The organism is Curtobacterium sp. MCBD17_026, from assembly GCF_003234895.2.
Classification (GTDB): Bacteria; Actinomycetota; Actinomycetes; order Actinomycetales; family Microbacteriaceae; genus Curtobacterium; species Curtobacterium flaccumfaciens.
Genome location: NZ_CP126281.1, coordinates 1552197 through 1572791 on the forward strand (window position 1 = coordinate 1552197; position 20595 = coordinate 1572791).

A 20595-nucleotide genomic window follows, 5' to 3' on the forward strand; every position below is an offset into this window, starting at 1 on the left:
ATGGCCGATCCGCAGCGCGCACGCAAGATGGCGGACCGCATCAAGGAAGTCGTCGCACGTCGGCTCGACAAGGGTCTGCGGGACCCGCGACTCGGGTTCGTCACGATCACCGACGTCCGTGTGACCGGTGACCTGCAGCACGCGTCGATCTTCTACACCGTGTACGGCACCGACGAGGAGCGTGCGGACTCGGCCGCGGCGCTCAAGGCCGCGACCGGCATGCTCCGGTCCGAGGTCGGCAAGAACATCACCGCCCGGCTCACGCCGTCGCTCGAGTTCATCGCCGACGCCCTGCCCGAGACCTCGGCACACATGGAGGACCTGCTCGTGCAGGCCCAGGTGCGTGACGAGCAGGTGCGGGCAGCCTCGGTGGGCGCGACGTACGCCGGCGACGCCGACCCGTACAAGCGCGACGAGGACGACGAAGCCGACGACGCTGCCGAGACCGACGGCTCCGCCGAGCCGCGTTCCTAGGTCCCGGGCAGCTGGTAGCCGCTCGCGTCGTCGCCGACGGCCAGTCCGTCACGCAGGAGCGACGCGAGCGCCCGGTCGCGCTGGTCGGCGTCCGGCCACACCGGTTCGATCTCGGACCGGGTGACCGGCACGTCGCTGGCGCGCAGCTCGGCCATGATCAGACCGCGCACCTGGCGGTCACTGCCGGCGAACTTCGCCTGCCGCGGAACTCGCGGCCCGTCGTGCTCCGGGTACCCCGCCGCACGCCACACGCAGCGGTCCGCGATCGGGCACGCGTCGCACGCGGGGGAGCGGGACACGCACACGAGCGCGCCGAGCTCCATCACGGCGGCGTTCGTGGCGGCTGCGTCGTCGCGGTCCGCCGGCAGCACGGACTCCATCAGCGGGAGGTCCTGCTTCGCCTTCGCCGGCCCGGGTTCGCCCTGGCCGAGGACCGCACGTGCGAGCACGCGGCGCACGTTGACGTCCACGACCGGGTGCCGGTCGCCGTACGCGAAGACCGCGACGGCCCGCGCGGTGTAGTCGCCGATGCCCGGCAGCGCGAGCAGGGCGTCGACGTCGCGCGGCACGACGTTGCCGTGGTGGGTCGCGATGGCGGTCGCCGCCGCGTGCAGCGCGAGCGCGCGTCTCGGATAGCCGAGCCGGTCCCAGGCACGCACCGCCTCGGACGGCGGCGAGTCCGCGAGGTCGCGAGGCGTCGGCCACCGGGTGAGCCACGCCTCCAGACGGGGGATCACGCGCGCGACCTGCGTCTGCTGCAGCATGATCTCGCTGACGAGCGTCCCCCACGCGGGGAAGCCGGGGCGCCGCCACGGCAGGTCCCGCGCCTGCTGCCGGAACCACGCGATCAGCGGGGTCGCGATGTCGGGCCGTTCCGGCGTGGCCGGCTCCTGCACGCCGCGTCGCGCGGTCGGTTCGTCCACATCCGGTCTGGAGGCCCGACGCGCGTTCACCTCGACAGCCTACGGTGGACGCATGGCACGCTGGGCACCAGAAGAGACCGACACGATGGCTGCGATCGCTGCAGAGGCGATCGCGCAGGTCGGCACGAACCGCACCGTCATCGGCGTCGACGGGCAGGACGGCACCGACCTCGAACGGGTCGCGGCCGCGCTCGTCACCGGTTTCGAGCAGCACGGGGTCTCCGCGATGGCGGCAGCCGCGCCGTCCGCCGACCAGGACACGCTCCGGTCCGACCTGGTGACGCCGTTCCGCACGACCGGAGCCGGTGACGGTGTCCTGGTCGTGCACGGGCGGGGCGTCCTGGCCCCGGGGGTGCGTACCCTGTGGCGCTGGTCGCTGTGGGTGGAGCAGGAGTCCGGCCGGCTCGAGCGCCGTGCCGACGTGAAGATCGCGGCCTCCGCCGTGCTCGACGTCACCGATCCCGAGCATCCCCGTCGCGAGTGGAACGACGCCTGCTGACCGGCGCTGGTAATCTCGCCTGGTGCTCGAAACCGCGCCGGACGGCATCCTCCTCGTCGACAAACCGCAGGGGATCTCCAGCCACCGGGTGGTCTCCATCGCCCGTCGGCGCCTCGGCCTGAAGAAGGTCGGCCACGCCGGGACCCTCGACCCCATGGCCACCGGGCTGCTGCTGCTCGGCATCGGGCCGTCCACCCGGTTGCTGACGCACCTGGTGGGCCTGGACAAGACCTACACGGCGACCATCCGGCTCGGTGTCTCGACGGACTCGGACGACGCCGACGGCACGCCGACCGCTGCCGTCGGTGTGATCGCTGCCGACGTCTCGGACGACGCCGTCGAGACCGCCGTCGCAGCACAGCGGGGTGTGATCGACCAGGTCCCGTCCACGGTCAGCGCGATCAAGGTCGACGGGCGCCGTGCCTACGACCTGGCGCGCAAGGGCGAGGCGGTGGAGCTCAAGTCGCGCACGGTGACCGTCTCGCAGTTCGACGTGACGACGCGGAACGAGCGGACCGTCGCCGTCGACGGCACCGACGTCGCCGTGGTGGACCTCGACGTCGTCGTGACCTGCTCGTCGGGCACCTACGTCCGCGCGCTCGCGCGTGACGTCGGCGCTGCCCTCGGCACCGGAGCGCACCTCGTCGCGCTCCGGCGGACCCGCGTCGGACCGTTCGACGTGCAGGACGCGATCGACCTCGAGGACGACACCGTCGACGTCCGCGCCGCGCTCGCACGTCCGGCGGACATCGCCCGGCGGCTCTTCTCGTCCGTGACCCTCGACGCAGCCTCGGCGAAGGACCTCAGCGACGGCAAGCGCGTCGCGGCCGAGCACCCCGACTCGGACGGTCCGGTGGCAGCGGTCACCGCGTCCGACGACCGGCTGGTCGGCCTCGTCTCCGTCCGCCGTGGACTGCTCCGGGTCATCACGAACTTCCCGACGCCCGGTGCGTCGTCCTCCTCGCAGACCGGAGCCCGCGCGTGATCGAGTGGTACATGTGGGTGCAGCTGGTGCTCGCCGTGGTGGTGGGGCTCTTCGCAGTCGTCGTGGGGTTCATCGGCTGGAAGCCGAACGACTACACCGTCGGCGCCCTCGTGCTCATCGAACTGCTGCTCCTGGTGCAGGGCGTCATCTCGATCGTGCTGCCCGCGACGGGCAGTCCGCCCGACGGCAACGCGCTCGAGTTCGGGGTGTACGCCGTGTCGGTGCTGCTCGTCCCACCGGCCGCGGTCGTGTGGGCACTGGTCGACCGCACGAAGTGGAGCACCGTGGTGCTCGGCGCCGGGGCCTTCACCGTCGCGGTGATGGTCTACCGGATGTACCAGATCTGGTTCGCGCTGAACTGACGCCAGAGGTCATGCGCGGAGCCGCGCGTCGGTAGAATCGGTGCAATGGCGACCAGATCCTCACTCGCGACCGGCATCGGCCGCGTCCTCATCGCCGTGTACGGCATCCTCGCGCTGGCGGCGACCGGACGCAGCGTCGTGCAGATCATCGAGAAGTTCTCGTTCGCACCGTTCGCCTACACGCTCAGTGCCATCGCTGCCGTCGTCTACATCGTCGCGATGATCGCCCTCATCGTGCCCGGCCGGTTCTGGTACCGGGTCGCCTGCGTCACGATCGTGTTCGAGATGACCGGCGTGCTCGTCATCGGCACCCTGTCGCTGTTCGACCGCCAGTTGTTCCCCGACGACACCATCTGGTCGTACTACGGGATGGGCTACGCCTTCGCGCCGCTCGTGCTGCCGATCGCCGGGCTCTGGTGGCTCCGCAAGCACCACCGCACCGCGGTCACCGAGTCGTCGGCACCGGTTGCGTCCTCGTCCACCGCCCCGGCGAGCGAGTAGGAGCAGCCGTGCAGTTCTACGAGGACACCGCCGACGTGGCGGACGGGTTCGGGCCGAGTGCGGTCACCATCGGCAAGTTCGACGGCGTGCACGTCGGGCACCGTGCCGTCATCGCACACCTCGAGCGTGCCGCTCGCGAGCACGACCTCGTGGCCACCGTGGTCACGTTCGACCGCCACCCGCTCAACGTCATCGACCCGCCGCACGTCCCGCCGGCCCTGACGAGCACCGCGCAGCGCCGCGAACTGCTCGAGGATGCCGGGGTGGACGCCACCCTGCTGCTCCGGTTCGACCAGGAACTGCAGTCGAAGTCGCCCGAGGCGTTCGTGTCCGAGATCCTCGTCGACACCCTGCACGCCCGGCTCGTCTTCGTCGGCAGCGACTTCCGTTTCGGCGCGAAGGGCGCCGGCGACGTCGCGCTGCTGCGTGCCATGGGGGAGCAGCACGGGTTCACGGTCGAGCTCATCGACGACGTGGACCTGATCGACGACGTCCGACCCGACGGTGAGCGCCGGGTGTCCTCCACCTGGATCCGGGAGCTCCTGGGTCAGGGCCGTGTGGCCGAGGCCGCACGACTCCTCGGGCGGGAACACGCCGTGCGGAGCGTCGTGGTGCACGGCAACCAGCGCGGCCGGGCGATGGGGTACCCCACCGCGAACCTCGACCCGGCGTGCGAGGGCTTCGTCCCCGCCGACGGCGTCTACGCCGCCCGGGTGCTGCACGACGGCACCGTCTACCCGGCAGCGGTGTCGGTCGGCAACAACCCGACGTTCGAGGGCGTGCCGGCGAAGCAGATCGAGGCGCACCTGCTCGACGTCGACATCGACCTGTACGGCGATCGCATCTCGGTGCTCTTCGTGTCGTACGTGCGCGGCATGGTGAAGTTCTCGTCGATGGACGAGCTCGCCGCGCAGATGCGGCAGGACGACCTCGACATCCGGCTGCTGCTCGGACTGCCCGCGCCGGTCTGACCTGCTGAGCACGCTGGATCGGCCAGCACGCTGGTCCGGCTCGCCCGCTGGTTCCCCCGGCACGAACGACGCCCCCGTGACCGATCGGTCACGGGGGCGTCGTTCGTGGTGCGGAGGCTCAGCCGCCCAGGGCGTCGAGCCAGATCTTGCGGGCGTCGAGGGCTTCCTGCGCGTCCTTGATCTTCCGGGCGTCGCCGGTGGCCTGCGCCGCGGCGAGCTCGGACTGGAGCTTGCCGATCGCGTCTTCCAGCTGGCTCGCGAGGCCGTTCTGACGGGCCTTGCGCTCCGGGTTCGATTCCTTCCAGTGCGCGTCCTCGAGCCCACGCACGTGGTCCTCGACGGCACGCAGGCGGTCCTCGACCCGACGGACGTCACCGCGGGGGACCTTGCCGATCTCGTCCCACCGGCGCTGGATCCCGGTGAGGGTCTTGCGCGCGGCCACCCGGTCGGTCGCCTGCAGGAGCGGCTCGGCCTCGGTCAGCAGGGCCTGCTTCGCCTCGAGGTTGGCGGAGAACTCTTCGTTCTCAGCTGCGCTCTCGGCGTGGCGCTGCTCGAACAGCACGTCTCCGGCGGCCTTGAAGCGCGCCCAGAGTGCGTCGTCGTGGCGCTTGCCTGCACGCCCGGCGTTCTTCCAGTCGTCGAGGAGCTGGCGGTAGTCCGGGATCGCGTCGGAACCGCGGGGCGCGAGGGCCTCGGCCTGCGCCACGAGCTCCTGCTTGCGGGTCCGGGCGTCACGGTGCTGTGCGTCCAGCTCGGAGTAGAAGGCACGACGGTGCTGGTCAACGGTGGACCGCGCTGCGCGGAACCGCTTCCAGAGGTCGTTGGCCTCGTTCTTGGGGATGCGCGGGCCGTCGTGCTGGTGCTGCTGCCAGCGCGCGAACACGTCGTCGAGCTGCGCCGTGATCTGCTTCCACTGCGCGCGCGCCGGATCCACCGCGGCGAGTGCCTCGGCTTCCTCGACCAGGGCGGTGCGGTGCGCCAGGGCGTCCTGCAGCGCCTGCTGCGCCTGTTCCGCCTGCTCCTTGGTGAGCGAGCCGAGCTGCTCGGTGAGCGCGCCCACGCGGGTCTCGAGCGACTTGATGTCACCCACCACCCGCGCGTCGGCGACCAGAGCGGTCAGGTGCTCCACCGTCCGGGCGACGTCGTTCGCCGACGCACCGCGCTGGACGCGCTGCTCGGCGATCTTCACCTGCCCCTCGAGGTCGGCGTACTTCCGCGCGAAGTAGGCGAGGGCTTCTTCGGGGGTGGCGTCCGGGTACTCACCGACAGCACGTTCGGTCTCTTCGTACCGGACGTACACGGTCCCGTTCTCGTCGACCCGCCCCCAGGTCGTTGCTTCGTCAGATCCCACAGGTCTCGCCTCGATCGTGGTCGTGCATCGCCGACGTCACCGTCGGCACGGTCAGGTCGTCAGCCTATTGCACGGACGGGCTCCGCCGCCCGACCGGTGCGCCGGGTTGTGGACTACTTCTGCTCCGCGATGGTCGCGTCGGTGATCTTCGTCGCCACCTTCGGCTCGCCGGTGCCGTCGCCGCCGGGCGATGCGATGCCCTTCGCGGCGATCTTCGACTCGAGCTCGGACAGCCCGCTCGTGACCTTGCCGACGACCGTGTAGCCGCCCGTGGAGCCGTCGAGCGTGGTATCCCCGTAGACGATGAAGAACTGCGTCGACTGCGAGTACGGGGAGTCCGACCGTGCGATGGCGATCGTGCCCTCCTCGTAGACGCCGTCCTCCGGCACGTTCTCGAGCGGGCCGTACTCGAAGCCGGCGTCACCGGTGCCGTCGCCGTTCGCGGAGCCGCACTGCAGGAACTTCAGCCCGTCGCTGTCGGCGAGCCGGTGGCAGGTGGTGCCGTTGTAGAACTGCTCACGGATCAACGAGATCTCGACGCTCGTGGCCTGCGGCGCCTTCGCGCCGTCCAGCTCGATGCCGAGGTCGATGTCCTCGTTGAGCGTGAGGGTGCCGGTCCAGGTCGTGCCCTTCGCGATCGACTTGCTCGGCACGTCGCCGGTGTTGCCGGCCGTGGCGCTGGCCGACGGCGTGGCCGTCGACGACGCGGAGGCGCTCGGGGCCTGGGCGTCCGATCCCCGCGATCCTGCGAAGGCGAGCTGCGACCCGGTGGCGAGGGCCGCGACGAGGACGAGGGCACCGGCGCCGATCAGGTTGTCCCGCACGCGGCGGCGTCGCTGCCGCTCGTGGAGGCCCTGGCGGGCCTGGTAGAGGCGGAGGCGCTCGCGCGCCTCACGGTTGTCACGCGCTGGGTTCTTCGGTGCCACGGTGCTGGTCTGCCCTCTCGTCGCATTGTGCAACGAGCGTAGCCGAACGGTCGCCGCCACCAGTCGGGAGGCGCGGCCTGCGTCGGTGGACCGGCCTACGATTGCAGGATGGCAGCGGATCGTTCGGGAATGCACGCGCCCACCACGGGTGGTCGCGCCGGTCTCGCGCAGGGTTCCGTCCCACTCGCCGTCCGGATGCGCCCCACCAGCCTCGACGAGGTCGCCGGTCAGCAGCACCTGCTCGGCCGGGGTTCGCCCCTGGTGCAGCTCGCCACCGGCACGCGTGAGAACCCCGGCGGGGTCTCCGTGATCCTGTGGGGACCACCCGGAACCGGCAAGACCACGCTGGCGCAGGCCATCGCACGGCAGTCCGGTCGCGAGTTCGTCGAGCTCTCGGCCGTGACCGCCGGTGTGAAGGACGTGCGCGAGGTCATGGAGAAGGCGCTGACCCACCGTGACCTGTACGGGTCGACCACGGTGCTGTTCCTCGACGAGATCCACCGGTTCAGCAAGGCCCAGCAGGACGCCCTGCTGCCCGGCGTCGAGAACGGGTGGGTCATCCTCATCGCGGCCACCACCGAGAACCCGTCGTTCTCGGTCATCTCGCCGCTGCTGTCCCGTTCGCTGCTCCTGACGCTCAAACCGCTCACCGATCCCGACCTCGGCATGCTCGTCGACCGCGCGGTGGAAGACCCCCGCGGGCTCGGCGGTGCCGTCGTCCTCGGTGACGAAGCCCGCAGCGCGATCATCCGGCTCGCGTCCGGTGACGCCCGACGTGCCCTCACCGCGCTCGAGGCCGCGGCGGCGTCGGCCAGCGCCGCGCAGGACGAGGACGACGACACCGTGCCCGTCGTCGATGCCGACACCGTCGCGGCAGCGGTCGACCGGGCCCTGCTGCGCTACGACCGACAGGGCGACGAGCACTACGACGTCATCAGCGCGTTCATCAAGTCGGTGCGGGGGAGCGACGTCGACGCCGCCCTGCACTACCTCGCCCGGATGATCGAGGCCGGCGAGGACTCCCGGTTCATCGCGAGGCGGATCATCATCTCCGCGTCCGAGGACATCGGCATGGCCGATCCGCAGGCGCTGCCCATCGCCGTCGCGGCGGCCCAGGCCGTCCAGCTCATCGGGATGCCCGAGGGGCGGATCCCGCTGGCCGAGGCGGTCGTCTACCTGGCGACGGCGCCGAAGTCGAACGCCGCCTACAACGGGGTCAACCAGGCGATGGCCGACGTCAAGGCGGGGCGCATGGGCACGGTCCCGATGCACCTGCGCGACGCGCACTACGCCGGGGCGAAGCGCCTCGGGCACGGCAAGGGGTACGTCTACTCCCACGACGCCGAGCACGGGGTCGCCGAGCAGCAGTACCTGCCGGACGCACTCGAGGGCACCGAGTACTACACGCCGACTGCCAACGGGTACGAGCGCGAGGTCGGGCCGCGGCTCGAACGACTCCGGAAGATCACACGCGGCCACTAGCGTCGGTGCTTCTGCGCTCGCCCCGATGCTGCTAGCATTGCCGGGCCTACGTCCTGGTCCTCGAGCACGGCTGCGTCGAGGACAGAGTGCCACTCCGGTGGTACGGGGGCAGAGGTTCGGACTGTAGCCGTCCGATCCCACAGGCTCATCCCTCTGGATCCCGTCGTCGGGGCCACCGGCACTCGCGTGCCCGGCCTCCGGTGAGTATTCAGTTCGAACAGAGAAAAGGACCCTGTGTCTACCAAGTCACGTACCCGCAGCAAGACCCGCCTGTCGCGCGCACTCGGCATCCCGCTGACGCCGAAGGCTGCCCGTTACCTCGAGAAGCGCCCCTACGGGCCCGGTGAGCACGGCCGTACGCGCCGTCGTGCGGACAGCGACTACGCCGTCCGCCTCCGTGAGAAGCAGCGTCTGCGCGCCCAGTACGGCATCCGCGAGAAGCAGCTCCGCATCGTCTTCGAAGAGGCCCGCAAGACGAAGGGCCTGACCGGTGAGAACCTGGTCGAGCTCCTCGAGCAGCGCCTCGACGCCCTCGTGGTCCGTGCCGGCTTCGCCCGCACCACCGCGCAGGCCCGTCAGCTGATCGTGCACCGCCACATCCTGGTCGACGGCAAGCTCGTCGACCGCCCCTCCTTCCGCGTCAAGGAGGGCCAGCTGATCCACGTCAAGGCGAAGTCCGAGTCGATGGAGCCCTTCCAGGTCGCCGCTGCCGGTGGCCACCAGGAAGTCCTCCCGAAGGTCCCGGGCTACCTCGAGGTCGAGATCGAGAAGCTCCAGGCCCGCCTCGTGCGTCGCCCGAAGCGCGCCGAGGTCCCCGTGACCTGTGAAGTGCAGCTCGTCGTCGAGTACTACGCAGCTCGCTGATCCACTGATCACACCCGAACGGCGGGTCGTCCTCTCGAGGGCGACCCGCCGTTCGGCGTTCCGGCACCGGAACACGCCGCCGTCTCGGCGAGGCGCCTCGGTGTGCGCGAGACGCCGCCGGTTTCGGCGGCGTCGCGCCGACACGACGGCGTCTTGCAGACGGGGACGCGTGGAAGTGCCCGGCGACTAAGCTTGTCCGGGCATGCACCGCCCGGGTGCACAGAGGGAGAGGCACCGTGAAACAGCTGTTCTTCGTCGCCGTCGGCATCGTCATCGGGTTCGCCGTCGCACACCGGGTCGCCCAGACCTCCGGTGGCGCCCGGCTCTTCGCCGAGGTGAACGCCAAGACGAAGGCCTTCACGGGTGCCGTCGCGGACGGCTACCGGTCGCGCGAGGCCGAGCTCCGTACCGACGTCTGAGCGCTCCGACCGAGCAGCCACGACCCTCCTCCACCCACGACCTGAACCCAGGAAGCACCATGCAGACCGCAGAGATCCGCCGCCGTTGGCTCCAGTACTTCGGTGACCGCGGCCACACCGTCGTCCCGTCCGCGTCCCTCGTCTCCGACGACCCGTCGCTCCTCTTCACGGTCGCCGGCATGGTGCCGTTCATCCCGTACCTGACGGGTCTCATCCCGGCGCCGTTCCCGCGGGCGACGAGCGTGCAGAAGTGCATCCGCACGAACGACATCGAAGAGGTCGGCAAGACCCCTCGCCACGGCACCTTCTTCCAGATGAACGGGAACTTCTCGTTCGGCGACTACTTCAAGGAGCAGGCGATCCAGTTAGCCTGGGAGTTCCTGACCAAGCCCGAGACCGACGGTGGGCTCGGCTTCTCACCCGACGACCTCTGGGTCACCGTCTACGAAGAGGACGACGAGGCGATTGGCTTCTGGAAGCAGCACTCCTCGCTGCCCGACGAGCGGATCCAGCGCCTCGGCAAGGACACCAACTACTGGTCGACCGGACAGCCCGGACCGGCGGGTCCCTGCTCGGAGATCTTCTTCGACCGTGGCCCCGAGTACGGCATCGACGGCGGCCCGGCCACGGACGACGACCGGTACGTCGAGATCTGGAACCTCGTCTTCATGCAGTACCAGATCGCCGACGTGCGGTCGAAGTACGACTTCGAGATCACCGGCGAGCTGCCGAACAAGAACATCGACACCGGCATGGGGCTCGAGCGCGTCGCCTTCATCAAGCAGGGCGTCGACAACATGTACGAGATCGACCAGGTGCGCCCGGTGCTCGACCGTGCGGCCGAGATCTCCGGCCGGCCCTACGGTGCCGTGCACGAGGACGACGTGCGGATGCGCGTCATCGCCGACCACGTCCGTTCCTCGCTGATGCTCATCGCCGACGGCGTGAGCCCGTCGAACGAGGGCCGCGGGTACATCCTCCGTCGGCTGCTCCGTCGCACCGTCCGCGCGATGCGCCTGCTCGGTGTCGAGGCCCCTACGTTCCCCGAGCTCTTCCCGGCGTCCCGCGACGCCATGCGCGACGCCTACCCCGAGGTGGCGTCCGACTACGACCGGATCTCCCGCATCGCCTACGCGGAAGAGGAGACCTTCCTCCGCACCCTGGCGCAGGGCACGACCATCCTGGACGTCGCGGTCGAGCGCGCGAAGCAGGACGGCGCCCCGTCGATCGGCGGCGACACGGCGTTCCTGCTGCACGACACGTTCGGGTTCCCCATCGACCTGACGATGGAGATGGCCGAGGAAGCCGGCGTGCACGTCGACCGCACGGCGTTCGAGACCCTGATGTCCGAGCAGCGTGCCCGGGCGAAGGCCGACGCGAAGAGCAAGAAGACCGCGATCGCCGACCTGAGCGTCTACAGCGCTTTCCGGGCGAAGGGTGAGACGACGTTCCTCGGCTACGACGCGCTCGAGGCCGAGACGCGCGTGCTCGGCATCATCGTCGGCGGCGTGAGCGTCGACCGTGCGGTCGCTGGTGACATCGCCGAGGTCATCCTCGGCGAGACCTCCCTGTACGCCGAGTCGGGTGGCCAGGACGCCGACCAGGGCTCGATCGTCGGCAACGGGTTCGACCTCGAGGTCCTCGACGTCCAGCGACCGGTCTCCGGGCTGTGGAGCCACACCGTGCAGGTCCGCTCCGGCGAGGTCGGTGTCGGCGACGCCGCGAGCACCGTCGTCGACGCGGAGTACCGCCGCGGTGCGACCCAGGCGCACTCCGCGACACACCTGGTCAACGCGGCCCTCCGCGACATCCTCGGCCCGGAGGCGCTGCAGGCCGGTTCGTACAACAAGTCCGGCTACATGCGCCTCGACTTCTCGTGGTCCCAGCCGGTCTCGCTCGAGACCCGCTCCGAGATCGAGGAGGTCGTGAACACCGCGATCCGCACCGACCTCGAGGTCTCCACGCGCATCCTGCCCATCGACGAGGCGAAGGCCCTCGGGGCGCAGGCCCTGTTCGGTGAGAAGTACGGCGCCGAGGTCCGCATGGTCGACATCGGCGGCCCGTGGTCCCGCGAGCTCTGCGGTGGCACGCACGTCGCCTCGAGCGCGCAGATCGGGCTCGTCAACCTGGTGGGGGAGTCGAGCGTCGGTTCGACGAACCGCCGCGTCGAGGCACTGGTCGGCCTCGAGGGGTTCCGCGACCTCGCCGTCGAGCGCACGATCGTGTCGCAGCTCTCCAGCGCGCTCAAGGCACCCCGTGCCGACCTGCCGGCCCGGGTCCAGAACCTGATGGAGGACCTCCGGTCCGCCCAGAAGAAGCTCGCCGAGTACGAGTCGGCGAACCTGCAGCAGCGCGTGCCCGCCATCGCCCGCAACGCCACGACCGTCGGCGCCACCACCGTGGTCGCCGAGACGGTCGACGGCCTGCAGTCCGGCGACGACCTGCGCTCGCTCGCCACCGGCGTGCGCGGCCAGCTGGGTGACGGCGCGGCCGTCGTCGTGCTCGGGGCGGTCGTCGGCGGCAAGCCGATCGTGATCGTCGCGACCAACGACGCCGCTCGTGCTGCGGGCGTGCAGGCGGGCCCACTCGCGAAGGAGGCCGCCGGCGTGCTCGGTGGCGGTGGCGGCGGCAAGCCGGACCTGGCGCAGGGCGGCGGGACCGACGCGGCCGCGCTCCCCGCGGCGCTGCGTGCCGTGACCGCACGGCTCGCGGGCTGACCGTGGGCATCCGGTCCGGGCGGCGGCTCGGCGTGGACGTCGGGCGCGCCCGGATCGGGGTCGCCGTGTGCGACCGCGACGGTCTGCTGGCGACGCCGGTCGAGACCGTCCGTCGTGACGACTCGAAGGACCTCCGGCGGATCCTCGAGCTCGCGGACGAGTACGACGTGCTCGAGGTCGTCGTCGGGCTGCCCCTGTCGATGTCGGGTGGGGACACGGCCTCGACCGAGGACGCCCGCGTCTTCGCCGCCCGGATCGCGGCGCGTCGGCCGGTGCGCCTGGTCGACGAACGACTGTCGACCGTGACGGCCCAGCGGGGGCTGCACCAGGCCGGCAAGAACACGAAGAAGTCCCGGGCCGTGATCGACCAAGCAGCCGCTGTTATCATTCTGCAACACGCGCTCGACCACGAGCGCAGTGCCGGTGCCCCTCCGGGCACCACGCTTCCCTGACAGGGCTGCCCGATACCGCACATGGGTGCTCTCGTCGTCAGCTGCGAGGACGACGGTGCCCAGGTGGAGTTCCCGACCGAGAGACCGAGGACGTTGGCAGACGATCTGGACTGGAACGCGATCATCGCGCCCGGCAACGACGCCGAGCGGCGGAAGGCGACTTCCGACCGCACGACAGGCACCGATGACCGCGACGACGCTGGTCAGGTGACCCCACCCCCGGCGCCTCCGATGTCCCGACGCGAAGCCCGTGCCCTCGAGGCCGAACGAGCCCGTGTCGCAGCGATCGACGAGCCGCCGGTCCCCGAACGGACCACCGATACGCCGGCAGCCGCACACGACGAACGCCCGGCGTCCCCCGCAGACGCGCCGATCGCCACCCGTCCCGAAGACCTGCACCCCGAGGTCGCCGCACTGCTGACCGGCGAGCTGCCGACCGAGCCCGCGACGACCGCTGCGGGCGGCGGATCCGGAGCCGACGGGACGGACGACGGTGACGTGACCGGCGGCGGTGGCGCCGCGGGAGGCGGCGGCCGCGGGGGACGAGGCGGGGGAGGACGTGCCTCCAGGCCGCCCCGGGAGCCACGGCCGAAGCGCCGGCGCGGACCGCTCGTCGCTGGACTCGTCATCGTCGCGGTGGTGCTCGCCGCCGGCGTCGGGGCGTACACCTTCGCCGCCCCCAAGATCCAGCAGCTCATCGCGGCGATCAGCGGCGCGCAGGAGCCCGACGACTACACGGGCGACGGCACCTCGAAGGTGACCATCACCATCAAGCAGGGCGACATCGGCGAGAACGTCGCCGCGACGTTGCAGCGCAGCGGCGTCGTCAAGGACTCGAAGGTGTTCTACAAGCTCCTGCTGGCCTCGCCGGACGTGCAGTTCCAGCCCGGTTCGTACGCGCTGAAGAAGCAGATGAGCTCGAAGTCCGCGCTCGCGGCACTGCAGGACACGAAGAACCGCGTGCAGGCGTCGATCATCATCCCGGAGGGCACCGCTCTCGCCGACATCGAGGCCGGGATGGTCTCGAAGGCCGGCCTGACCGCGAAGGAGGTCGACGCGGCCGCGAAGGACCTGTCGGCCTACGACCTGCCGTCCGGCGTCACGACGCTCGAGGGCTGGCTCTTCCCCGCGACCTACCCGATCAACCCGGGCTGGACCGCCGAGCAGTACTTCAAGTCGATGGTCGACACCATGAAGGAGCACCTGTCCGCCGCCGGCGTCAAGGAAGCCGACCAGGAGCGCACCATCGTCTTCGCGTCGCTGGTGCAGAAGGAAGCCGGCCTCGCGGCCGACTACCCCAAGGTCGCGCGGGTGTTCCAGAACCGCCTCGACCAGGGCATGCGCCTGCAGTCCGACGCCACCGTCGCCTACGGCACGGGCAACACGCACACCGTGACGACGACCGACGCCGAACGGGCCGACGAGTCGAACGCGTACAACACCTACGTGCACGAGGGGCTGCCGCCGGCACCGATCTCCAACCCCGGGGACATCGCGATCAAGGCCGTGACGAACGAGGCCCCGGGCAAGTGGCTGTACTTCGTGACGGTGAACCTGGAGACCGGCGAGACGGTGTTCTCGAACACCTACAACGAGCACCTCGTCGCGGTGAAGCAGTTCCAGGCATGGCTGCGGGCGCACCCCGACTACCAGTAGGACGGCGACGTCGCACGGCGGTGCGCTGTGGGAGGATTGCGGCATGCTTCGTTGGTTGACTGCTGGTGAGTCCCACGGACCCGAACTGATCGCCATGCTCGAGGGCCTGCCCGCGGGAGTCCCGGTGTCGTTCGAGTCCATCCGTGCCGATCTCGCGCGCCGCAAGCTCGGCTACGGCCGTGGCTCGCGGATGAAGTTCGAGCAGGACGAGCTTCACGTGTCCGGCGGCGTCCGGCACGGCTACTCGCTCGGCAGCCCCATCGCGATCCGTATCGGCAACACCGAGTGGCCGAAGTGGGTCGAGGTCATGAACCCCGAGCCGATCGAGTCCACCGAGATGTCCCGCGGTCGGAGCGCCCCGCTGACCCGACCGCGTCCGGGTCACGCCGACCTGGTCGGCATGCAGAAGTACGGCTTCGACGAGGCCCGCCCGATCCTGGAGCGTGCGAGCGCCCGCGAGACCGCTGCCCGGGTGGCGCTCGGCGCCGTCGCGAAGTCGTTCCTGGCCGAACTCGGCATCCGCTCGGTGGCGCACACGCTGCAGGTCGGGACCGTCCGGGTCCCGGACGGCACGGACCTGCCGCTGCCCGACGACGTGGACCGCCTCGACGAGGACCAGCTGCGCTGCTTCGACGCCGAGACCTCCGCACGGATGGTCACCGAGGTCGAGGCCGCGAAGAAGGACGGCGACACCCTCGGCGGCGTCGTCGAGGTGCTGTTCTACGGCGTCCCGCCGGGCCTCGGCTCGCACGTGCACTGGGACCGCCGGCTCGATGCCCGCCTCGCCGCGGCGATCATGGGGATCCAGGCCATCAAGGGCGTCGAGGTCGGCGACGGCTTCGCGACCGCCGGGCGCCGGGGCTCCGCCGCCCACGACGAGCTGTACCGCGAGGACGGCGAGATCTACCGCACGAGCGACCGCGCCGGTGGGACCGAGGGCGGGATGTCCACGGGCACCGTGCTGCGGGTCCGCGCCGGCATGAAGCCGATCGCGACCATCCCGCACGCCCTGCACACGGTGGACGTCGTCTCCGGAGAGGACGCCTCGGCGCACCACCAGCGCTCGGACGTCTGCGCCGTGCCCGCGGCGGGTGTCGTCGCCGAGGCGATGGTGGCCCTGGTGCTCGCCGACGCGGTGCTCGAGAAGTTCGGCGGCGACAACGTCGTCGAGACGAAGCGCAACCTCGACGCCTACCTCGCCGCGATCCCGGAGACCCTGCGGACGCGCCGGACCGAACCGTCGGCGACCTCGACCGACCTGTGAGTACCGACGTCGGACGCGCCGACGCGCCCGTGGTCGTCATCGGCCCGATGGGCGCCGGCAAGTCGAGCGTCGGCAAGCGGGTCGCGAAGGCGCTCGGCGTCCCGTTCACGGACACCGACCGGGTCATCGTGCGCGAGCACGGGCCGATCCCCGGGATCTTCGCCGACCGCGGTGAGCCGGCGTTCCGCGCACTCGAAGCCGAGGCCGTCCGGGGAGCGCTCGCCATCGGCGGCGTGATCGCCGTGGGCGGGGGAGCCGTCACCCACGCGGACACCCGGCAGGCCCTGAGCGGGGCGCGCATCGTCCTGCTCACCGTGTCGCCCGAGGCCGTCGCCGACCGCATCGCCGGGTCCGACCGGCCGCTGCTGGCGAACGGCGGGATCGACGCCTGGCAGACGATCATGGACGAGCGGGCCGCCACTTACGCCGAGCTCGCGCACGTGGTGGTCGACACGTCTCGCCGGCCGATGTCCCGGGTGGTCGACGAGGTCGTCACGTGGCTGCGCAGCGACGCCGGCACCACCGAGCGCAGCGACGCAAACGCCTCCGAGCGCAACGGCACCACCACCACCGCGCCCGGCAGCACCACCACCGCGCCCGGCAGCGCGACCAGCAGCACCACCAGCACCGAAGGAGCACCGTGACCGAGTCGACCCTGCCCGCCGGGACCACCGAGATCCGGGTCGGCGGTGACGACGGCTACACGGTGGCCGTCGGCACGGACCTGCTCGGCGCCCTGCCCTCGATCCTGGGCCCGCGCGTCGCCAAGGTCCTCATCGTGCACTCGCCGACGCTCGGTGCCCGGGCGAACGAGCTCCGTGCGCTGCTGGTCGAGGCCGGGCTCGAAGCCCTGATCGCCGAGGTCCCCGACGCCGAGGGCGCCAAGCGCGTCGAGGTCGCGGCGTTCTGCTGGCAGATCCTGGGGCAGGCGGACTTCACCCGCACCGACGCGGTCATCGGCCTCGGTGGCGGTGCCGTCACCGACCTGGCCGGCTTCGTCGCCGCGACCTGGCTGCGCGGTGTGCCGTACGTGGCCGTCCCGACCAGCGTGCTCGGCATGGTGGACGCCAGCGTCGGCGGGAAGACGGGCATCAACACGAACGAGGGCAAGAACCTGGTCGGCGCCTTCTCCGCCCCGCGTGCCGTCGTCGTGGACCTCGACCTCGCCCGCACGCTGCCGCGCAACGAGATCCTGACGGGCTTCGCGGAGATCGTGAAGGCCGGGTTCATCGCCGTACCCGAGATCCTGGACATCGTCGAGGCCGACGTCGACCGGGTGACCGACCCGACGACGCCGGAGTTCCGGCGGGTCGTCGAGCTCGCCATCGCGCTCAAGGCCGAGGTCGTCTCGGACGACTTCACCGAGCAGGGCCGACGCGAGATCCTGAACTACGGGCACACCCTCGGGCACGCGATCGAGCACGCTGAGCGGTACCAGTGGCGCCACGGGGCAGCGGTGTCGGTCGGCATGGTGTTCGCCGCCGAGCTCGCCCGACTCACGGGCCACCTGGACGACGCGACGGTCGACCGGCACCGGACGATCCTCGAGTCGCTCGACCTGCCGACCTCGTACGGCGTCGGGCGGTGGCAGGGGCTGCTCGCCACCATGCGTCGCGACAAGAAGGCCCGTGCCGGCATGCTGCGGTTCATCATCCTGGACGGCGTCGGCAAGCCCGTCGTGCTCGAGGGCCCCGAGGACCACCTGCTCTTCACCGCCTACCAGGAGGTCGGCGTCTAGCCACGCCGGTCAGCGCAGGACCCGTCGCGTCCGCTCCAGGACCGAGGCCAGCGCCGGGCCCGCGCCGACCTGTGGAAGCCGCGCCGGGCCTCCAGGCTGTGGAGGAGGACGGGGCGACGCGACGGACCGGGCCACCCGCACGCTGCGGACCCAGCGCCGGGGAGCAGACTGGCGGGCGTGCCCACCCCACCCCGACTGAGCGACCTCTCCGGCCCGCGCGATGCCGACACCGGCACCCTGCGCTCCCGTGGTCGACGCTTCACGGAACTCCTCTCGATCGCCCGCCGCCACCACCTGGTGCCGTTCCGTCGTCTCGACTTCTCGCACGACCCGGCCACCTCGGACCTGCGTCGCGACCAGGCCGAGCACCTGCGCCGGGCGCTCGAGGAAGCCGGTGGCGGGTTCGTGAAGATGGGCCAGCTGCTCTCCACCCGCGACGACCTGCTGCCCGAGGAATGGACCGAGGGACTCGCCCACCTGCAGCGGAACGTCACGGCGGCGCCGGCGGACGAGGTCCGTGCGCTCCTCGAGCAGGAGCTCGGTGCCCCGGTCGACCAGGTCTTCGCGACCTTCGACCCGGTGCCCGTCGCAGCGGCGTCCATCGCGCAGGTGCACCGAGCCCGGCTGACCGACGGCACCGCGGTCGCCGTCAAGGTGCAGCGGCCGGGGATCGACGCCGCGGTGCGCCGCGACGTCGACATCGCACTTCGTGTCGTCCGGTTCATGGCCCGGTGGTCGACCGAGGCGCGACAGGTCGGCGTGCAGGACATCGCGGGCCAGTACGCGGACGACCTGATCCGGCAGGTCGACTTCGTCTCGGAGCTCCGGAACCTCACGGCGCTGCGTGCTGCCCAGGCCCGCAGCGCGCGTCCGGACGAGGTCCGGTTCCCGGACCCCTACCCGGACCTGTCCGGCCGGCGTGTGCTCGTGATGGAGTTCCTGGAGGGCGACACGCTCAGCGCGATCCGCGCCGAGCGTTCCGAGCGCGACCTCGACGCGACGATGCGCGCGATCCTCCGCGCCTTCCTGCGCCAGGTCGTCTTCGACGGCCTGTACCACGCGGACCTGCACCCGGGGAACGTCCTGGTGCTGCCCGACGGGCGGCCCGCGTTGATCGACTTCGGATCGGTCGGGAGGCTCGACCCGGGTCTCCGGGACACGGTCCAGGACCTGTTGGCCGCCTACCTGCAGGACGACACGTCGCGGATCGCCGATGCGGTCCTGCGGATGGCGCCCGTGCGCGATGCGCACGACGAGCCCGACTTCCGTCGGGACATCGCCCGCTTCGTCGCGGACGAGCTCGGCCCGGGTGCGCGCATCGGTGTCGACACCGTGGACGACGCGGTCGAGGTCTTCGGGCGGTACCGGTTGAAGCCGCCGCCGGACTTCGTCGCCGCGGCTCGTGCCCTGGCCATCTTCGAGGGCACGCTCCGCACGCTCGCACCGTCGTTCGACCTCCTCGAGGAGTCCCGAGGACTCGCCCGGGAGCAGATCACCGACCAGCTCCGGCCGGGCAAGCTCCGGGACCTCGCGGCGAAGGAGCTGCTCGGCGTCGTGTCGGCTGCCCGCCGCCTGCCCCGCCGGGTGGACCGCATCGGCGAGGCGATCGAGACCGGCCGCTTCACGGTGAACATCCGGCTCTTCGCGGACAGCCGCGACCGGCGGCTCGTGTCCGGCATGATCCGGCGCATCCTGCTCGTGCTGCTCGGCGCGGGGGCGGGGATCCTGGCGATCGTCTACCTGTCGTTGCCGGCGCGACCGACGGCGGCCCTGTCCACCGGGGTCGCGGGCGGGTTGCTCGGGGGAGCGGCGGTGGTGCTGCTCGGCTGGGCGGCGATCGACGCCTGGCTCGCCCGACGGCGACGCTGACCGCGGCGCGCACCGCTCCGGCCGCCGGGCGGGCGTCCGCTACACTCGTCCGGGGCCGTCCGCGGCCCGAGGACACTTCACAACACGACCGAACGGGACACCGACGACTCATGGCCAGTACCACAGACATCAAGAACGGCGCCGTTCTCATCATCGACGGCCAGCTGTGGTCGGTCGTCGAGTTCCAGCACGTCAAGCCGGGCAAGGGCGGCGCGTTCGTCCGCACGAAGCTCAAGAACGTCGTCTCCGGCAAGGTCGTCGACCGCACGTTCAACGCCGGCGCGAAGATCGACACCGCGACCGTCGACCGTCGTGACTACCAGTTCCTCTACGAGGACGGCGACTCCTACGTGTTCATGGACACCGACACCTACGACCAGATCCCGGTCTCCGCGACCGTGGTCGGCGACGCCAAGAACTACCTGCTCGAGTCCGCGATGGTCACCATCGCGATGAACGAGGGCAACCCGCTGTACGTCGAGCTCCCGACGTCGATCGTCACCGAGGTCGAGACCGAGCCCGGCCTGCAGGGCGACCGTTCCTCCGGCGGCACCAAGGACGCGACCATCATCGCGACCGGCCACCGCATCCAGGTCCCGCTGTACCTGGAGAGCGGCACCCTGGTGAAGATCGACACGCGCGACGGCAGCTTCCTCGGCCGCGTCAACTCCTAGGCGCTGACCGTATGAGTGCTCGTTCGAAGGCCCGCAAGCGCGCCCTCGACATGCTGTACGTGGCCGAGGTGCGCGAGCTGCCGATCGCGGACGTGCTCGCCACCGAGACGGTCCGGCACCTGGACCAGCCGGAGCGTGCCTCCAGCTGGGACTACGCCCGCCAGATCGTCACCGGTGTCGACGACGCTCGTCACGAGATCGACTCCGTCATCGTCGACCACGCCCAGGGCTGGTCGATCGCCCGGATGCCGGTCCTCGACCGCTGCATCCTGCGGATGGCCGTGTGGGAGCTCCGGTTCAACCCGGAGGTGCCCGACGCCGTCGCCATCGCCGAGGCGGTCGAACTCGCGCAGTCGCTGTCCACCGAGGACTCGGCGGGCTTCGTCAACGGCGTGCTCGGGGCGGTCGCCGGCGGTCGCGCACCGTCCGGTCGGACGGTCGCAGGAGACCAGGAGTCCCGGTAGGGTT

The 20595-nt window shown here is 71.1% G+C and carries 21 protein-coding genes; 18 read left to right on the forward strand and 3 right to left on the reverse strand.

Translation table 11 applies throughout. From position 1 onward, the window contains the following. Positions 1–474, forward strand: coding sequence for a 30S ribosome-binding factor RbfA (gene rbfA / locus DEI85_RS07300; RefSeq protein ID WP_111123645.1), 474 nt, complete (start codon positions 1–3; stop codon positions 472–474). Here rbfA and DEI85_RS07305 read toward each other — a convergent pair. Further along, a complete protein-coding gene (locus DEI85_RS07305; protein ID WP_502868684.1) occupies positions 471–1397 on the reverse strand; it encodes an iron-sulfur binding domain-containing protein in 927 nt (308 codons plus the stop codon). The genes rbfA and DEI85_RS07305 overlap by 4 nt on opposite strands. Before the next feature lie 52 nt (positions 1398–1449). Here DEI85_RS07305 and DEI85_RS07310 point away from each other — a divergent pair, with 52 nt between their 5' ends. Genes DEI85_RS07310 through DEI85_RS07330 form a run of 5 tightly spaced genes read left to right on the forward strand, consistent with a single transcriptional unit; the run spans position 1450 to position 4715 of the window. Then, positions 1450–1896 (forward strand): hypothetical protein, encoded by a 447-nt coding sequence (locus DEI85_RS07310; protein WP_111123646.1) that lies wholly within the window; start codon positions 1450–1452, stop codon positions 1894–1896. 22 nt (positions 1897–1918) lie between these two features. After that, the gene (truB, locus tag DEI85_RS07315) at positions 1919–2881 is read left to right on the forward strand and encodes a tRNA pseudouridine(55) synthase TruB (RefSeq protein ID WP_111123647.1); all 963 of its coding nucleotides are present in this window, start codon (positions 1919–1921) and stop codon (positions 2879–2881) included. Next, positions 2878–3243 carry a hypothetical protein gene (locus DEI85_RS07320; protein ID WP_110858986.1) on the forward strand — a complete coding sequence of 122 codons (366 nt, stop codon included), beginning with the start codon at positions 2878–2880 and terminating at the stop codon, positions 3241–3243. The genes truB and DEI85_RS07320 overlap by 4 nt, the downstream gene beginning before the upstream one ends. Before the next feature lie 45 nt (positions 3244–3288). Beyond that, positions 3289–3744 (forward strand): hypothetical protein, encoded by a 456-nt coding sequence (locus DEI85_RS07325; RefSeq protein WP_110858985.1) that lies wholly within the window; start codon positions 3289–3291, stop codon positions 3742–3744. A gap of 8 nt (positions 3745–3752) precedes the next feature. Further along, the gene (locus DEI85_RS07330; RefSeq protein WP_110858984.1) at positions 3753–4715 is read left to right on the forward strand and encodes a bifunctional riboflavin kinase/FAD synthetase; all 963 of its coding nucleotides are present in this window, start codon (positions 3753–3755) and stop codon (positions 4713–4715) included. A gap of 118 nt (positions 4716–4833) precedes the next feature. Here DEI85_RS07330 and DEI85_RS07335 read toward each other — a convergent pair whose 3' ends face one another. After that, on the reverse strand, positions 4834–6066 hold the full coding sequence (locus DEI85_RS07335) for a DUF349 domain-containing protein (RefSeq protein WP_027465754.1): 1233 nt from the start codon (positions 6064–6066) through the stop codon (positions 4834–4836). A gap of 113 nt (positions 6067–6179) precedes the next feature. Then, positions 6180–6992 (reverse strand): peptidylprolyl isomerase, encoded by an 813-nt coding sequence (locus tag DEI85_RS07340; RefSeq protein WP_110858983.1) that lies wholly within the window; start codon positions 6990–6992, stop codon positions 6180–6182. Positions 6993–7121: 129 nt separating this feature from the next. Here DEI85_RS07340 and DEI85_RS07345 point away from each other — a divergent pair, with 129 nt between their 5' ends. From DEI85_RS07345 to nusB, 12 genes are all read left to right on the forward strand, one after another. After that, on the forward strand, positions 7122–8474 hold the full coding sequence (locus DEI85_RS07345) for a replication-associated recombination protein A (protein WP_110858982.1): 1353 nt from the start codon (positions 7122–7124) through the stop codon (positions 8472–8474). A 234-nt stretch (positions 8475–8708) separates the two neighbouring features. Then, the gene (gene rpsD, locus DEI85_RS07350; protein WP_017887166.1) at positions 8709–9338 is read left to right on the forward strand and encodes a 30S ribosomal protein S4; all 630 of its coding nucleotides are present in this window, start codon (positions 8709–8711) and stop codon (positions 9336–9338) included. A 236-nt stretch (positions 9339–9574) separates the two neighbouring features. After that, positions 9575–9757 (forward strand): hypothetical protein, encoded by a 183-nt coding sequence (locus tag DEI85_RS07355; RefSeq protein WP_027465751.1) that lies wholly within the window; start codon positions 9575–9577, stop codon positions 9755–9757. A 59-nt stretch (positions 9758–9816) separates the two neighbouring features. Next, positions 9817–12474: an alanine--tRNA ligase gene (gene alaS / locus DEI85_RS07360; protein ID WP_111123648.1), complete on the forward strand. Its 2658-nt coding sequence runs from the start codon at positions 9817–9819 to the stop codon at positions 12472–12474. 8 nt (positions 12475–12482) lie between these two features. After that, positions 12483–12926 (forward strand): Holliday junction resolvase RuvX, encoded by a 444-nt coding sequence (gene ruvX, locus DEI85_RS07365; protein ID WP_171907752.1) that lies wholly within the window; start codon positions 12483–12485, stop codon positions 12924–12926. A 93-nt stretch (positions 12927–13019) separates the two neighbouring features. Beyond that, complete coding sequence (gene mltG, locus DEI85_RS07370) at positions 13020–14582, forward strand: endolytic transglycosylase MltG (RefSeq protein WP_284183498.1); 1563 nt, start codon at positions 13020–13022, stop codon at positions 14580–14582. 43 nt (positions 14583–14625) lie between these two features. Further along, entirely contained in the window at positions 14626–15846 is a 1221-nt protein-coding gene (gene aroC, locus DEI85_RS07375) for a chorismate synthase (RefSeq protein WP_110858979.1), read from the forward strand. Next, the gene (locus DEI85_RS07380; protein ID WP_181436378.1) at positions 15843–16490 is read left to right on the forward strand and encodes a shikimate kinase; all 648 of its coding nucleotides are present in this window, start codon (positions 15843–15845) and stop codon (positions 16488–16490) included. Before aroC ends, DEI85_RS07380 begins: the two co-directional genes overlap by 4 nt. Beyond that, positions 16487–17584 (forward strand): 3-dehydroquinate synthase, encoded by a 1098-nt coding sequence (gene aroB / locus DEI85_RS07385; RefSeq protein WP_111123649.1) that lies wholly within the window; start codon positions 16487–16489, stop codon positions 17582–17584. The genes DEI85_RS07380 and aroB overlap by 4 nt, the downstream gene beginning before the upstream one ends. A 177-nt stretch (positions 17585–17761) precedes the next feature. Next, positions 17762–19453, forward strand: a complete 1692-nt coding sequence (locus tag DEI85_RS07390; RefSeq protein ID WP_111123650.1) for an ABC1 kinase family protein — start codon at positions 17762–17764, stop codon at positions 19451–19453. Between the two features lie 110 nt (positions 19454–19563). Continuing rightward, positions 19564–20127 (forward strand): elongation factor P, encoded by a 564-nt coding sequence (efp, locus tag DEI85_RS07395; protein ID WP_027465745.1) that lies wholly within the window; start codon positions 19564–19566, stop codon positions 20125–20127. 11 nt (positions 20128–20138) lie between these two features. Continuing rightward, complete coding sequence (gene nusB / locus DEI85_RS07400) at positions 20139–20591, forward strand: transcription antitermination factor NusB (RefSeq protein WP_027465744.1); 453 nt, start codon at positions 20139–20141, stop codon at positions 20589–20591. The last annotated feature ends 4 nt before the right edge of the window (positions 20592–20595 follow it).

Excerpts from the sequence above, each read along its gene's own strand:
- rbfA (WP_111123645.1), top strand. The coding sequence starts at position 1 with ATGGCCGATCCGCAGCGCGCACGCAAGATGGCGGACCGCATCAAGGAA.
- aroC (WP_110858979.1), top strand. The coding sequence starts at position 14,626 with ATGCTTCGTTGGTTGACTGCTGGTGAGTCCCACGGACCCGAACTGATC.
- DEI85_RS07345 (WP_110858982.1), top strand. The coding sequence starts at position 7,122 with ATGCACGCGCCCACCACGGGTGGTCGCGCCGGTCTCGCGCAGGGTTCC.
- alaS (WP_111123648.1), top strand. The coding sequence starts at position 9,817 with ATGCAGACCGCAGAGATCCGCCGCCGTTGGCTCCAGTACTTCGGTGAC.
- DEI85_RS07310 (WP_111123646.1), top strand. The coding sequence starts at position 1,450 with ATGGCACGCTGGGCACCAGAAGAGACCGACACGATGGCTGCGATCGCT.
- nusB (WP_027465744.1), top strand. The coding sequence starts at position 20,139 with ATGAGTGCTCGTTCGAAGGCCCGCAAGCGCGCCCTCGACATGCTGTAC.
- efp (WP_027465745.1), top strand. The coding sequence starts at position 19,564 with ATGGCCAGTACCACAGACATCAAGAACGGCGCCGTTCTCATCATCGAC.
- DEI85_RS07325 (WP_110858985.1), top strand. The coding sequence starts at position 3,289 with ATGGCGACCAGATCCTCACTCGCGACCGGCATCGGCCGCGTCCTCATC.